The organism is Ottowia sp. oral taxon 894 (genome assembly GCF_001262075.1).
In the GTDB taxonomy this organism is placed as follows: domain Bacteria; phylum Pseudomonadota; class Gammaproteobacteria; order Burkholderiales; family Burkholderiaceae_C; genus Ottowia; species Ottowia massiliensis.
Window position 1 is genome coordinate 2,306,489 of the sequence record NZ_CP012073.1, and the last position, 14,246, is coordinate 2,320,734.

The following is a 14,246-nucleotide window of genomic DNA, read 5'->3' on the forward strand; positions in this document are numbered from 1 at the left end:
TCCTGCTTTTCGGCAGCCTGTCCGCAGGCTGGGAGCGGGCGGCGGGCGCACCGTGATATTTCGCTACTTTATCCATAGCATGAGGTCCTAGTGGAGCGTGTGCAAAGCGGCATTTCGACCCCTCTGGATTTGCTCCTTCTTTTGGTATCTTCCAGGCAGACGGAGCGCGCCAGAACCCGTTTCTTTGCTCTTTTCTGCCCTGCCCGCTGGCGCAAAAAAGCCGCCTGTTCCCATGCGGGCGAGGCGGCTGGCGGCGGAAAGAGGGCGATCGGAGCGGGTTTTCTGAACAGGCTCTCAGGCGGCCTGAAGCGTTTGCCTGCTGTCCAGATAGGGTTGCAGCGCGGCGGGAATGCGGATGCTGCCGTCGGCCTGCTGGTGGTTTTCCAGCACGGCCACCAGCGCGCGGCCCACGGCCAGGCCGCTGCCGTTGAGGGTGTGCACGAGTTCGTTTTTGCCCTGCGCCGTTTTGAAGCGTGCTTGCAGGCGGCGCGCCTGAAAGGCCTCGCAGTTGCTGACGGAGGAGATTTCGCGGTAGGTGTTTTGTGCGGGCAGCCACACTTCCAGGTCGAAGGTTTTGGCGCTGCCAAAGCCCATGTCGCCGGTGCACAGCAGCACCACGCGGTAGGGCAGCTCCAGCAGCTGGAGCACATGCTCGGCGTGGCCGACCATTTCATCCAGCGCCTCGTAGCTTTTTGCGGGGTGGGTGATTTGCACCATTTCCACTTTGTCGAACTGGTGCTGGCGGATCATGCCGCGCGTGTCGCGCCCGGCGCTGCCGGCTTCGGAGCGAAAGCACGGGCTGTGCGCGGTGAGTTTGAGGGGCAGGCTGGCTTCGGCCAGGATTTCGCCTTGCACGTAGTTGGTCAGCGGCACTTCGGCGGTGGGAATGAGGTACATCGGCTCGGCCTGGCCTTCTTGCCCGCCTTTTTGGGCGGCGAACAAGTCGGCCTCGAACTTGGGCAGCTGGCCGGTGCCGCGCAGCGCCCGGTCATTGACGATGTAGGGCGTGTAGCACTCGGTGTAGCCGTGCTGCTGCGTTTGCACGTCGAGCATGAATTGCGCCAGCGCCCGGTGCAGGCGGGCGGCGGGGCCGCGCAGAAAGGCAAAGCGCGCGCCGGAGAGCTTGGCGCCGGTTTCAAAGTCCAGCCCCAGCGGCGCGCCCAGGTCCACGTGGTCGCGCACGGCAAAGGCAAAGCGCGGCGGCTCGCCCCAGCGGCGCACTTCGAGGTTTTGCGTTTCGTCGGCGCCGACGGGCACGCTTTCATGCGGCAGGTTGGGCACGGCCAGCAGCAGCGCTTCCATTTGCTGCTGAATGGCGGCCAGGCGTTCGGCGGACTGGTCCAGCCCGCTTTTGAGGGCGGCCATTTGCGCCATCAGGTCGTCGGCGCTTTCGCCTTTGGCCTTGCGCTGGCCGATTTGCTTGCTGGCGGCGTTGCGCTGCGCTTGCAGCTCTTCGGTGCGGGTCTGGATGGCTTTGCGCTCGGCTTCCAGCGCGCGGAAGGCCGCTTCGTCCAGAAAAGGCTGCGGGTTTTTGCGGGTGGCCAGGCGCTGGAGCACGCCCTCCAGGTCTTTGCGTAGGAGTTGGGGATCAAGCATGGAGCGCGATTGTAGGAAGGCGCTTGCCCGGCCCAGGCCCGCTGCCAGAGGCCCGCCGCGCCAGTTTCAGCCCGGTTTTCAGCCCCACTGTCACCAGCCGCCGCCAGGCTGCCCACTGAAAGACATCAAAAACAGGAGCGAATTGGGCAGGTTAAAAATGCTTTCAGCGCAGTTTCCACTAGGACATCATGCTATGGATAGAGGAGCGAAAAGCAGCCCGCTTCTGCTCATGCGCTGGCGCGCCCTGAGCCGCCTGAGCCGCCTGAACCGCTCTTTTGGCGCCCTGCGCCAGGCATGAGGGCCTGCCCAGAGCGCCGCAGAGCCTGCTCTTTGGCCAGGGGAAAGCCGCCATACTTGCCCGCATGAAATTGGCCTCTTTCCACGACGGCTCGCGCGACGGGCAGCTCGCTGTCGTCTCGCGCGATCTGGGCAGCGCCTGCTACGCCAGCGGCATTGCCGCCACTTTGCAGCAGGCGCTGCAAGACTGGAACTTCATCGCTCCGCAATTGCAAACGCTGTCTGACGCGCTCAACAGCGGCCACGCCCGTCACGCCTTTGCCTTCGATCCCGCCCTGTGTCTGGCCCCGCTGCCGCGCGCCTTTCAGTGGGCGCTGGCAAGCTGCGCGCCAGAGGAGGGCGCGCCGCCAGGCCACGCGCCAGACGGCGCCGCTCCCGCTCTCTTTCTGGCTGCGGGCGATACCTTGCGCGGCCCTTGCGGCCCTCTGCCCGCCCTGCCCGGCGCGCTGGACTTTGAGCCGCAGCTGGCCGCCATCGTGGCCGATGCGCCCCGCGCCGCCACCGCCGATCAGGGGCAGGATGCCATTCGCCTGCTTGCGCTGGCCTGCCCCTTGCGCCTGCGCGAAGCGCCCTGGGCCGATAGCTGCCCTGCCACTGCTTTCGCCCCCGTTGCCCTCACGCCCGATGAACTCGGCCCCGCCTGGCAGGCGGGCGTGGCCAGCCTCACTCTCCAGGCCAGCCTGAACGGGCGCAAAACCGGCTTGCTCGATACCCGCCGCGCCTGGCCGCTGGGCCAGCTGGCCGCCGCCTGCGCCCGCACCCGCGCGCTGACGGCCGGCAGCCTGCTGGGCGCAGGCCCCACGCCTGCCGCCTCCGGCCACTCCAGCATTCAGCAGCGCCGCGCCAGCGGCCTGCAAGCTGCCTGGCTGCAAGCTGGCGACGCCCTGCACCTGCAAGCCAGGGCCAAAGACGGCGCGCCCCTGTTTGGCGCCATTGACTTGCGTCTGTCTTGAGCGCCTGTTCAGGGCAAGCAGGCGCTCAAGGCCGCTGCGCCAGCAATTCGGCCGGTTCGTCGCTGGCGATGACGGCCTGCGCCCAGGCGGCCAAGCGGGAGGCGTCGGATTGCAGGATTTGCTGCTTGACGGCGAGGATGCGCGCCGGGTGCATGGAAAAACTGCGCAGGCCCAGGCCCAGCAGCAGGGCGGTCATGGCGGCGTCGCCCGCCATTTCGCCGCACACGCACACGGGCTTGCCGTGGGCGCGCCCTGCGGCGATGGTGCCGGCAATCAGGCGCAGCACGGCGGGGTGCAGGGGGTCGTACAGGTGGGCCACGGCGGGGTCGGTGCGGTCTATGGCCAGGGTGTACTGCACGAGGTCGTTGGTGCCGATGGACAGAAAGTCGAAATGCCGCAGAAACAGCGGCGCGGTGAGGGCGGCGGCCGGAATTTCGATCATCGCGCCCACCGCGCAGGGGCCGTGCGCCTGCCCGCGCGCCTGAAGCTGCGCGCGCGCCCTGGCGATGAGTTCCAGCGTCTGGCGGATTTCGCTGCCGTGCGCGAGCATGGGAATGAGCATTTGCACGGGGCCGTGCGCGGCGGCGCGCAAGATGGCGCGCAGCTGAACCAGGAACATGGCCGGCTCCGACAGGCTCCAGCGTATGGCGCGCAGGCTCATGGCCGGGTTCTGGTGCGGGCTGGGGTGGCGCGCGTCCAGCGGCTTGTCTGCGCCCACGTCCACGGTGCGGATGGTCACGGGCAGGCCGCGCATGCCCTGCACGGCGGCGCTGTAGGCGGCGTATTGCTCTTCTTCGTCAGGCAGGCGGCCTTCGCGGCCCATGAAAAGGAATTCACTGCGCAGCAGGCCCACGCCCACGGCGCTGGCGGCCAGGGCGGCGGCGGTGTCGGCGGGCTGCTCGATGTTGGCCAGCAGCTCGATGGGCTGGCCGTCTTGCGTGACGGCGGGGGTGCTGGCAATTTGCGCCAGGCGCTGCCTTTGCCGCTCGGCCTGCTGGCGTCTGCCCCGGTATTCCTCCAGCATGGCAGGGCCGGGGTTCACATGGATGAGGCCCGCATCGCCGTCGATGATGACCACGTCGTCTTGCCGGATGCGCTGGCTGGCCTGGCCCGCGCCCACGACGGAAGGAATGTCCAGGCTGCGGGCGACGATGGCCGTGTGGCTGGCGCTGCTGCCCTCGTCGGTGGCAAAGCCGGCGAACACGCGCTTTTTGAATTGCAGCATGTCGGCGGGCGAAAGGTCAGACGCAATCAGCACCAGGCTGGCTTCGCTGCCGCCCGCTGGCGCGGGCAGGGCCGCTGCCGCGCCGTCTTGCAGGGCCTGCAGCGGCGCGGGCGCGGACAGGGGCGAAGCCGGCACGCCGCGCAGCTCGCGCAGCAGGCGCGCCGCCACCTGCGCCACGTCGGCCTTGCGCTCGCGCAGGTAGGCGTCTTCCATCTCGTCGAACTGGCGCGAGAGCACTTCCAGCTGCGTGGCAATGGCCCACTCGGCGTTGTAGTGGCGCTCGCGCACCCAGCGGGCGGTTTCGGCGGCCATCACCTCGTCGAGCAGCATCATCAGGTGCACATCCAGCATGGCCGACAGCTCGGCGGGCGTGTCGCGCGGCATGTCAGTGCGCAGGCGCTGCAAGCGGGCCGCCACGGCCTCGCGCGCGGCAGCCAGCCGGGCCAGCTCGGCGGGCACTTGCGCGGGGGTGATGAAGTCATGCGCCACGTCCATGCGGCTGGAAGGCGCCAGCACGGCGCGGCCTATGGCGATGCCGCGCGCGGCAGGCTGGCCTGCGAGGGTGAAGCTCGTTTGGGTGTCCGTGGGCGTGTTCATGGGGGCGGAAAGACGGGGTTGCGCCCGTTCAGCCATGCAGCGCAGGCAGAGCGGAAAACGGGAGCGGAAAACAGGGGGAGAGAAAAGCGCAGGAGCGTCAAAAAAGGCGTGGCCCAAACAGGCGTCAGCCCCGGCAGGTTACTTCATTGCGGCAGGGCCGCCCATGCGGCCAGCCAGACATGCCGCGCCAGCGCGGCGGCCTGCGCCCACATGAGCAGGCCGAGGAGCGCATCCAGCGCCTGCCGCAGCACGAAGGCGTTTTGCGCGCCAATGGCGACGATCAGGCCCCGCGTGGTGGCCAGGCCCTGAATGAATGAGGCGAGCGGCATCAGACAAGAAGCGGGCCGCCGCGCTGCGCCAAAGGGAGAAGCGGCGGCCATGCATTCAAAACAGGAGCAAATTCAAGCGGGCCAAAAACAGCTCTTGCGCCCGTTCCACTAGGACATCATGCTATGGAAAACAGAGCTAAAAGGCAGCCTGCGCCCCATCTTCCCGCGCTCCGCTTGCGAGCAGGCCCCGGGAGCCGCCGCGCGGGTCTCACAAGTCCGACAAATCGGGCGATACGCCCAGCGCGCGGTGCAGGTTGGGGCTGGTGGTGGTGTATTGGAAGAACACGTCTTTGCCCGGAAACAAAAAGGGCAGGGCGCCGTAGGCGGCCAGCGTGGCTTCGTGAAAGCCGCTGAGGATGAGTTTTTTCTTGCCCGGGTAGGTGTTGATGTCGCCCACGGCGAAGATGCCCGGCTCGCTGGTGGAGAACTTTTCAGTATCTACCGCCAGCTGCTTGCGCTCGATGGCCAGGCCCCAGTCGGCAATAGGCCCCAGGCGCGGACTCATGCCGTGAAAGACGAGCAGCGCATCCAGCGGCAGGCGGCGCGTGACGCCGTCTGCGCCCGTGAGCTTGAGGGCGGCCAGGCGGCTGGCGTCGCCTGCGCTGCCTTCCAGGCCGGTGATCTGGCCGATGGCCAGCTGCATGCGGCCTTGCTCGCACAGCGCGCGCATGCGGCTGACGCTGGCCGGGGCGGCGCTGAAGGCATCGCGCCGGTGAATGAGGATGACGCCCGCCGGGGCCGTTTGCGGCGGCAGCCCGGCCAGGTGGTTGGCCCAGTCCAGCGCCGAATCGCCGCCGCCGGCCACGGCCACTTGCTGGCCCGCGAAGGCTTCGGGCTTTTGCACGCGGTAGAGCACGTGCCGCCCTTCAAAGGCTTCAACGCCCGGCACTTTCAGCGGCCGGGGCTGGAACGCGCCCACGCCTGCGGCAATGAAGACGGCGCGCGCCAGGCCGCGCACGCCCAGCGTGGTTTCCACCAGAAAGCGCCCGTCGGCCTGCCGCTGAAGCCGGCTGACTTGCTGGCCCAGGTGGAACACGGGCTTGAAGGGCGCAATCTGCTTCATCAGCGCCTCGGCCAGCTCGCGGCCCGTGCACACGGGCACGGCGGGAATGTCGTAGATAGGCTTGTCGGGATACAGCTCCACCGGCTGGCCGCCCACTTGCGGCAGTGCGTCGATGACGTGGGCGCGCGCTTCCAGCAGGCCCAGCTCGAACACCTGAAACAGCCCCACCGGCCCTGCGCCGATGATGATGGCGTCGGTTTCAAAGCAGTCGGCGGCGGGTTCGGTCATGGGCATGGCGGGTGATGAGGGGAAAAGAAGCGCTTAGCGCAGCAGCTCGCCCAGTTTGTCGGTGCGGTCGCGCCACTCTTCGGCATCCGGCAGGCTGCCTTTGCGCTTGGTGATGGGCTTCCAGTCCGGCAGGTGCGACAGCTCGGCGTTGAGTTCGGCCATGTGCTCCTGCCCGCTGGGAATGTCTTCTTCGGCGAAGATGGCGTCCACCGGGCACTCGGGCACGCACACGCCGCAGTCGATGCACTCGTCCGGGTCAATGGCAAGAAAGTTGGGGCCTTCGTGGAAGCAGTCCACGGGGCAGACATCTACGCAATCGGTGTACTTGCAGCGGATGCAAGCTTCGGTAACGACGTGGGCCATATGCTTTTTTTAGGGTCGGGAAAAGGAACAAGGCCGGATGCCGCATGTTTGCAAACGTGTCCGGCGCTGGATGGCGGGATTCTAAGAATTTCACTTGTCAGACGGGGTTATATGGATATGGCGATGCGCATGGCAGCGCGGCGCATGCCCATTCGCCCGCCAGCCCCCGCGAAACGGGCGCAGGCAGCTATCAATAATGAAGTAACCTGCCCGCCATGCACGCCCTCTACAACCTCGCCGCCTGGATGGCCCAGCCGCTTCTGCGCCGCAAACTGGCTGCCCGCGCGCGCGCCGAGCCGCTGTATGGCCAGTGGGTGGCCGAGCGTTTCGGGCGCGCTTATGCCGCCCCCGCCGTTTCGCGCGAAGACGAGCGCCCCTTGTGGATACACGCCGTCTCTTTGGGCGAAACGCGCGCGGCGGCCATCCTGGCGCAGGCGCTGCGCGCCAGGCGGCCCGGCTTGCGCCTGCTGCTCACGCACGGCACCGCCACGGGGCGCGCCGAAGGCGCCAAGCTGCTGCAAGCCGGCGACGCGCAAGCCTGGCAGCCGTGGGACACGCCCGCTGCCGTGGCGCGCTTTCTGGCGCACTTTCGCCCCCGCGCGGGCGTGCTGATGGAAACCGAAATCTGGCCCAACCTCATTGCCCAAAGCGCCGCGCAAGGCGTGCCGCTGGCGCTGGCCAACGCGCGGCTGTCAGAAAAGTCTCTTCGCGCCGCGCGCCGCGCCGCCTGGCTCATGCGCCCCGCCTACGCACGGCTGGCCGCCGCCTGGGCGCAGACGGATGCCGACGCCGCCCGCCTGCGCCAGATGGGCGCGCCCGTGGCAGGCGTGTTCGGCAATTTGAAATTCGATGCGCGCCCTGACCCGGCCCTGCTCGCGCTCGGCCAGCGCTGGCGCGAACAGGCCCGGCAGGCGGGCCGCGCCATCGTCATGCTGGCCTCATCGCGCGACGGCGAGGAAGCCGCCTTCATGCAGGCCATCGCTCAGGCGCGCGCGGCTGATGCGGCGGGCCTGGCAGGCATTCAGTGGCTCATCGTGCCGCGCCACCCCCAGCGTTTTGACGAAGTGGCCAGGCTGGCCCAGTCCCACGGCCTGCGCGTGAGCCGCCGCAGCGCCTGGCCACAAGACGCAAATGCCGAAAGCGCAAACGAAGGCACGAATGAAAGCGCCAATGCCGCGCCGCCCGCCGCCGACCTCTGGCTGGGCGACTCTCTGGGCGAAATGCCCGCCTACTACGCCGCCGCCCGCGTGGCCCTGCTGGGCGCGAGCTTCGCGCCGCTGGGCGGGCAAAACCTGATTGAAGCGGCCGCCTGCGCCTGCCCCGTGGTCATGGGGCCGCACACCTTCAACTTCGCCCAGGCCGCCGAAAGCGCCCAGGCCGCAGGCGCCGCCCTGCGCGCGCCCGACATGCCCGCCGCCCTGGCCGCCGCCCTCACGCTGGCCCGCGACGAAGCTGCGCACGAACGGGCCGCCCAGGCCGCACTCGCCCTCATCGCCGCCCATCGCGGCGCAGCCGATCGCACAGCCGATGCCGTGCTGACGCTGATGGACGAAGGCCTGCGCCAGACGCCGCCGTGAAAGTCTGCTCAAAGCCTTCCCCCGAGAAATGAGAAGTTCAAGGGGAAAGAAAAGTGACTCAAGCGACATCGGCTGTGAGCAATTCAAGCGCATCAAGCCCTTGCTGGAGAGCGCACGCAAGAAAACGGCTGCCGTGTATCTTTGCCGCATGCCTGATACATCTTCACCCGGCCCGGCGGAGCCGGATTTGCCAGATATTGATGCCTTTTGCGATGCGCTTTGGCTGGAAGACGGCCTGGCGGCCAACACGCTGGCCGCCTACCGGCGCGATCTGGGCCGGCTGGCGCGCTGGCTGCGCCAGCAGCACGGCGTGGCGCTGCTGGCGGCGCAAGAGCGCCACTTGCAGCACTACTTCGCTGACAGCCACGCCAGCAGCCGCGCGACCACGGCCAACCGCCGCCTGGCGGCATTCCGGCGCTTTTTCCAGTGGGCGCTGCGCGGCGGGCTGAGGGCGGATGACCCGACGCTCAAGCTTTTGCCTGCGCGCACGCCTGCGCGCATTCCCAAGACGCTGGGCGAGGCGCAGGTGGAGGCGCTGCTGGCCGCGCCTGATACGCAGACTGCGCTGGGCCTGCGCGATCGCGCCATGCTGGAGCTGATGTATGCCAGCGGCCTGCGCGTGAGCGAGCTGGTGTCGCTCAAGGTCTTTCACATCAGCCTGAACGACAGCGCCCTGCGCGTGACGGGCAAAGGCAGCAAGGAGCGCATGGTGCCCTTTGGCGAAGAGGCCGGGCGCTGGCTGCGCCGCTACCTGACAGAGGCGCGCGCCGGGCTGCTGGGGCCGCGCCAGAGCGATGACTTGTTCGTGACCAGCGCCGGCCCTGCGCCGGGCCGCGCCATGTCGCGCGTGATGTTCTGGAACCTGATCAAACGCTACGCCGTGCAGGCGGGCATTGCCGCGCCGCTGTCGCCCCACACGCTGCGCCATGCCTTTGCCACGCACTTGCTCAACCACGGGGCCGATCTGCGCGTGGTGCAGCTGCTGCTGGGGCATGCCGATATTTCAACCACCACGATCTACACCCACATTGCCCGCCAGCGGCTCAAGGAGCTGCACGCGCAGCACCACCCGCGCGCGTGACGGGCAGTGTGCTATTGCGCGCCAGCGCCGGGCGCGGGCCGCGATGGCGCGGCGCTGCCGGAGGGCGCTGCGGCAGCGCTCATGGCCTGGCGCGGGCTTTCGGCCTGCATGGCGGCTTGCGCGGCGGCGTCGCCTTCGCCGCCAGCCATGTAGAGCGTGCGGGTGGGGAAGGGGAATTCGGCGCCGTGGCGGGCGACGATGTCCATGATTTTCAGCATCACATCCTGCTTGACGGCGTGATACGGCACCCATTCAGTCGTGCGCGTGTAGCAATACACCATGAAATCCAGGCTGGAGGCGTTGCAGGTCATGAAATGAACAATAATCGTCTGCTCATTTGCAATATCGGGGTGTTTTTCAAGCATGCCGCGCACATCGTCGCAAATGGCGGCCATTTTGTCCGCATCAGAATAGCGAATACTCAGCGTTTCATAAATGCGCCGGTTCATCATGCGCGAGGGGTTTTCAACGGCAATGTTGCTGAAAATCGAATTGGGCACATAAAGCGGCCGCATCTCGAAAGTGCGAATGCGGGTCATGCGCCAGCCGATTTCTTCCACCACGCCTTCGATATTGCGGTCGGGCGAGCGAATCCAGTCGCCCACGGTAAAAGGCTTGTCCAGATAAATCATCAGGCCGCCAAAAAAATTGGAAAGCATGTCCTTGGCGGCAAAACCAATGGCCATGCCGCCAATGCCGCCAAAAGCCAGCAAACCCGAAATGGACATGCCCAGCGCCTCGGCCACGGCCAGCGCGGCAATGGCCAGCGCGCACAGGCGCAGCAGCCTGCCCACCGCATAAACCGTTGTCGCATCCGGCAGGCGATGGCTGCCCGCGCGCAGCAGCCCTTTTTCCATGTTGGCAATAAAGCGCGTGATGAACAGCGCGGCAATGCCAATCAGCATGACGCGCCGCGCTTGCAGCAGAAAGTTGTGCAGCCACAGCGGCTCAATGGCGTGCAGAAGGCTCACGGCCGCCGACAGCCCGCCCACCCACATCAGCAGCCGCAGCGGCAGGCGCGCCGCTTTCAGCAAGGCGCCGTCCCACACGCCCGGGGCATGGCGCTTTTTCTCCTTGCGGCCAAAAAAGTCCAGCAGGCGCAGCAGCACGAAGTTGCAGCAGATGGTGATCACGCCAATGAGTAGCAGCTGCACGGTCCAGATGGCCGGGTCAGGCGAGAGCTTGAAGTAAGGGGCGATGAGTTCCATAGGGAGCAGCGGAAACGGGGCAGGGCAGAGCGGGTGAGGGGCGCGATTCTGTCACCCGGCTGCGTGCGCCAACGGGCGCTGGCAGGCGCCGGAAAGCAAGATGGCTTGCTCCTGCATCAATAGCATGAGGTCCTGGTGTGGCGGGCGCAAGCGCCGTTTTCAGTCCCTTGAATTTGCTTCTGTTTTTGATGTGATTCAGCCTTCTTCACGGCTTGGCCGCAAAGGCATGACGGCGGGGCGCAGCGGGCTTCGGGTTCCGGGCCGTGCCGCGCTTTCCGCATCCATGGACAGACTGGAAGCAGGTTTCCCGGGAATGCGTAACGTGAACCGGCCGTGAACCGGCCCTTGGCGGCGCTGGTTCAGCCGTGGCGGCGGATGTCGTCCACCGCTTCGCTGCCGAAATCGGGCCGCGCCAGATAAGCCAGCAGGCGCCGGGCGGTGTCTTCGGCGCTGGCCAGCTGCCCATCGGCTTTGAGGGCGGCAAAGCGCCCCTGGCCCGGAAAGTCTTGCGCGCTGGCGCCGCGCAGCTGGGCCTGCATATCGGTGTCGATCACGCCGGGGGCGATGGCGCACACGCGCGCGCCTTGGCCATCCGGGCGCGCGGCTTCTTCCAGCGCCAGGCAGCGGGTGAGGTGATCCAGCCCCGCCTTGGCGGCGCAGTAGGGCGCTTGCGCGGCCAGCGGGCGGCGGCCCAGGCCCGATGAAATATTGAGCACCTTGCGCCCGGCGGGCCACTGGCGCGTGGCCGACAGAAAGGCCGCACACAGCAGCAGCGGCGCTTCCAGCCCGGCGCGGATGGATTGCGACAGCCCGGCCAGATCGGCCGCGTCGCTGCCGGCCGAGCGTGTGTCGCCCAGCCTGCTGATGCGCGGAATCACGCCCGCGTTGTTGATGAGCGCGGCGCTGCCAAAGCGCCCCGGCGGCACGGCTTGCAGCCACTCGGCCAGGCGGCGGGCGGCGGCGGGCGCGTCCGTCAAATCCTGCTGCCACTGCACCAGCTGCGCGCCGCTTTGCCGCGCCTGCTCTTGCAGCGCCGCCAGCGGCTGGCGCGAGAGGGTCAGCAGCGTGCAGCCCGCCTCGCGCAGCAGCTGCTCAGCCAGCGCCCGCCCCAGGCCGCGCGACGCGCCGGTGAGGATGAAGAGCTTTTCCTGTCGTTCCGTCATGGCGGCCTACTCAAAAGAAGGAGCAAATAAAGGGGGCGGAAAATGGTTCTGGCGCTCTTTCCACTAGGACGTAATGCTATGGAAAAAGGAGCTAATTCACGCCTTGACGAAGTCTGGCGGCGGCGGGCTGCCGGCCGAGAGCGTGAGCACTTCGTAGCCCGTGGGCGTAACGAGAACGGAGTGCTCCCATTGCGCCGAAAGTGAATGGTCTTTGGTGACGACGGTCCAGCCGTCGCCCAGCGATTTCACGTCGCGGCGGCCCAGGTTGATCATCGGCTCGATGGTGAAGATCATTCCCGGCTCCAGCTCTTCGCCCGTGCCCGCCTTGCCGTAGTGCAGCACCTGCGGGTCTTCGTGAAAGCTTTGGCCCACGCCGTGGCCGCAGTATTCGCGCACCACCGACAGGCCGTGCCCTTCGGCGAATTTCTGGATGACGTGGCCGATGTCGCCCAGCCGCGCGCCGGGGCGCACTTGCATGATGCCCAGCCACATGGCCTCATACGTCAGGCGGTTCAGCCGCCGCGCGGCCACCGAGCATTCGCCCAGCTCGAACATGCGGCTGGTGTCGCCAAACCAGCCGTCCTTGATGACGGTGACGTCCACATTCAGCACGTCGCCTTTTTTCAGGGGGCGCTCGTTGGGGATGCCGTGGCACACCACGTGATTGACGGAGGTGCACACGTGCCCCGGATAGGGCGGATAGCCCGGCGGCTGGTAGCCGATGGTGGCCGAGCGCGTGCCCTGCTGTTGCATGTGCTGCGCGGCCAGCCGGTCGATTTCAAGCGTGGTGATACCGGGGCGGATGTGCGGCGTGATGGCGTCCAGCACTTCAGAGGCCAGGCGGCACGCTTCACGCATGGCGGCAATGCCTGCCGCGTCTTTGATGATGATGCTCATGGGGCGGCGATTATCGTGAGCGCTCCGCGCGCAATGCCGCTGGCGCGCGCCTTTGTGGGCGCTCTTTGCGCTGCGTCAGCAACAGCCGGACTCCATGCGGCTCTTTCACTGCGGAAGCGATCGCTGCGGCCAGGCAGCGATCGCTTTCCGGCGTCCGGAATCCGCTGCACCGCAGGGCAGCTTATTCGCTTATTCATGAAACAGGCTCTTACGCCAATATGCGCAAGTCACAACCGTAGACACTTTTGGCAACGGTGTTTTGAACCAACTGTGTACCATCCCGCCCGCAATGCCGCCTTCGCACTGCGCTGCGGAGGCGGCTTTTAATGAATGAATCTGCACGACAGGATTTGCACTGCATGACACGTTTTCTTGCTCGCATCACCCGCCGCCGCCTGGCGCAGTCGATTGCCGTGGCGCTGGCCCTTCCATCCGCCGCGCCCGTGCTGGCGCAGTTCAGGGTGGAAGTCTCGGGCGTGGGCCTGCGGCAAATGCCCATTGCGCTGCCTCCCTTCCGGGGCGAGGATGGCGCGCCGCAGAAACCGGCCGCCATCGTGCAGGCCGACTTGGAGCGCAGCGGCCTGTTTCGTGCGGTGAACGCCAGCGGCCAGGCGCCTGATGAAACCACTGCGCCTGACATGGCTGTGTGGCGCGAGCGCGGCGCTGACTCCCTGGCTGCCGGCAGCGTGCAGCGCCAGGGCGATGGCCGCTGGCAAGTGCGCTTTCGCCTCTGGGACGTGGTGCAGGGGCAGGACTTGGGCGGGCGCGGCTACACCGTGCCGCAATCCGATTTGCGGCTGGCCTCGCACAAGGTGGCCGACTACATCTATGAAAAGCTGACGGGCGAAAAAGGCGTGTTTTCCACGCGCCTGGCCTATGTCACCAAGGCCGGCTCGCGCTACACGCTGTGGGTGGCTGATTCCGACGGCGAAAACGCCCAGGCGGCGCTCTCCAGCCCCGAACCCATCATCTCGCCCAGCTGGTCGCCTGACGGGCGGCAACTGGCCTACGTGTCATTCGAATCGCGCAAGCCCGTGATTTACGTGCATGACGTGGCCTCGGGCCGCAGGCGCCTGCTGGCGAACTTCCGTGGCTCCAACAGCGCGCCCGCCTGGTCGCCCGACGGACGCAGCCTGGCCGTCACGCTCTCGCGCGATGGCGGCTCGCAGCTTTATCTCATCAGCGCTGGCGGTGGCGAACCGCGCCGTCTGGCCAAAACCAGCGCCATTGACACCGAACCCGTGTTCTCGCCGGATGGCAGCTCCATCTATTTCGTGAGCGACCGTGGCGGCGCGCCGCAGGTGTACCGCATGCCCGTTGGCGGCGGCGCCGCGCAGCGCGTGACCTTTTCGGGCAACTACAACATCTCGCCTTCCATCAGCCCGGATGGCCGCTGGATGGCCTACATCAGCCGCTCGGCAGGCTTTCGCCTGCACGTGATGGAGCTGGCCACTGGCAACACCACGGCCATCACGGATACAACCGAAGACGAAAGCCCCAGCTTCGCCCCCAACAGCCGCCTGATCGTGTATGCCACCCGCCAGGGCGGCCGCGACGCGCTGATGACCACCACGCTGGACGGCAAGATCAAGGCGCGCCTGGCAGGCAAGGGCGGAGACATCCGCGAACCGGCCTGGGGACCGTTCCAGAACTGATTTTCCAACGACAG

At 67.3% G+C, this 14,246-nt stretch carries 11 protein-coding genes and 1 pseudogene; 4 read left to right on the plus strand and 8 right to left on the minus strand.

Going from position 1 to position 14,246, the window contains the following annotated elements:
- Nucleotides 1-294: 294 nt before the first annotated feature.
- A complete protein-coding gene (gene serS, locus ADJ79_RS10120; RefSeq protein WP_050715854.1) occupies nucleotides 295-1,596 on the minus strand; it encodes a serine--tRNA ligase in 1,302 nt (433 codons plus the stop codon).
- A gap of 362 nt (nucleotides 1,597-1,958) precedes the next feature.
- Here serS and ADJ79_RS10125 point away from each other — a divergent pair, with 362 nt between their 5' ends.
- A complete protein-coding gene (locus ADJ79_RS10125; protein WP_050715855.1) occupies nucleotides 1,959-2,846 on the plus strand; it encodes a fumarylacetoacetate hydrolase family protein in 888 nt (295 codons plus the stop codon).
- Nucleotides 2,847-2,871: 25 nt separating this feature from the next.
- Here ADJ79_RS10125 and ptsP read toward each other — a convergent pair whose 3' ends face one another.
- From ptsP to fdxA, 4 genes and pseudogenes are all read right to left on the minus strand, one after another.
- Nucleotides 2,872-4,668 (minus strand): phosphoenolpyruvate--protein phosphotransferase, encoded by a 1,797-nt coding sequence (gene ptsP / locus ADJ79_RS10130; protein ID WP_050715856.1) that lies wholly within the window; start codon nucleotides 4,666-4,668, stop codon nucleotides 2,872-2,874.
- Between the two features lie 233 nt (nucleotides 4,669-4,901).
- Nucleotides 4,902-4,997: pseudogene (locus tag ADJ79_RS15715) on the minus strand (amino acid transporter); the annotation flags it as partial.
- Between the two features lie 208 nt (nucleotides 4,998-5,205).
- Nucleotides 5,206-6,294, minus strand: coding sequence for an NAD(P)/FAD-dependent oxidoreductase (locus tag ADJ79_RS10140; protein WP_050715858.1), 1,089 nt, complete (start codon nucleotides 6,292-6,294; stop codon nucleotides 5,206-5,208).
- 27 nt (nucleotides 6,295-6,321) lie between these two features.
- A complete protein-coding gene (gene fdxA / locus ADJ79_RS10145) occupies nucleotides 6,322-6,651 on the minus strand; it encodes a ferredoxin FdxA (protein ID WP_050715859.1) in 330 nt (109 codons plus the stop codon).
- 215 nt (nucleotides 6,652-6,866) lie between these two features.
- Between fdxA and ADJ79_RS10150 the strand changes: the two genes are divergently transcribed.
- Both ADJ79_RS10150 and xerD read left to right on the plus strand, forming a co-directional pair.
- Entirely contained in the window at nucleotides 6,867-8,228 is a 1,362-nt protein-coding gene (locus ADJ79_RS10150) for a 3-deoxy-D-manno-octulosonic acid transferase (RefSeq protein ID WP_050715860.1), read from the plus strand.
- A gap of 148 nt (nucleotides 8,229-8,376) precedes the next feature.
- Nucleotides 8,377-9,309, plus strand: a complete 933-nt coding sequence (gene xerD, locus ADJ79_RS10155; RefSeq protein WP_050715861.1) for a site-specific tyrosine recombinase XerD — start codon at nucleotides 8,377-8,379, stop codon at nucleotides 9,307-9,309.
- Nucleotides 9,310-9,320: 11 nt separating this feature from the next.
- Here the strand turns inward: xerD and ADJ79_RS15500 are convergent, their stop codons facing one another.
- From ADJ79_RS15500 to map, 3 genes are all read right to left on the minus strand, one after another.
- A complete protein-coding gene (locus tag ADJ79_RS15500; protein ID WP_082203250.1) occupies nucleotides 9,321-10,517 on the minus strand; it encodes a mechanosensitive ion channel family protein in 1,197 nt (398 codons plus the stop codon).
- Between the two features lie 359 nt (nucleotides 10,518-10,876).
- Entirely contained in the window at nucleotides 10,877-11,680 is an 804-nt protein-coding gene (locus ADJ79_RS10165) for an SDR family NAD(P)-dependent oxidoreductase (protein WP_050715862.1), read from the minus strand.
- A gap of 96 nt (nucleotides 11,681-11,776) precedes the next feature.
- Nucleotides 11,777-12,577, minus strand: a complete 801-nt coding sequence (gene map / locus ADJ79_RS10170) for a type I methionyl aminopeptidase (protein ID WP_050715863.1) — start codon at nucleotides 12,575-12,577, stop codon at nucleotides 11,777-11,779.
- A 359-nt stretch (nucleotides 12,578-12,936) separates the two neighbouring features.
- Between map and tolB the strand changes: the two genes are divergently transcribed.
- Nucleotides 12,937-14,232, plus strand: coding sequence for a Tol-Pal system beta propeller repeat protein TolB (gene tolB, locus ADJ79_RS10175; protein ID WP_050715864.1), 1,296 nt, complete (start codon nucleotides 12,937-12,939; stop codon nucleotides 14,230-14,232).
- Nucleotides 14,233-14,246 lie beyond the last annotated feature (14 nt).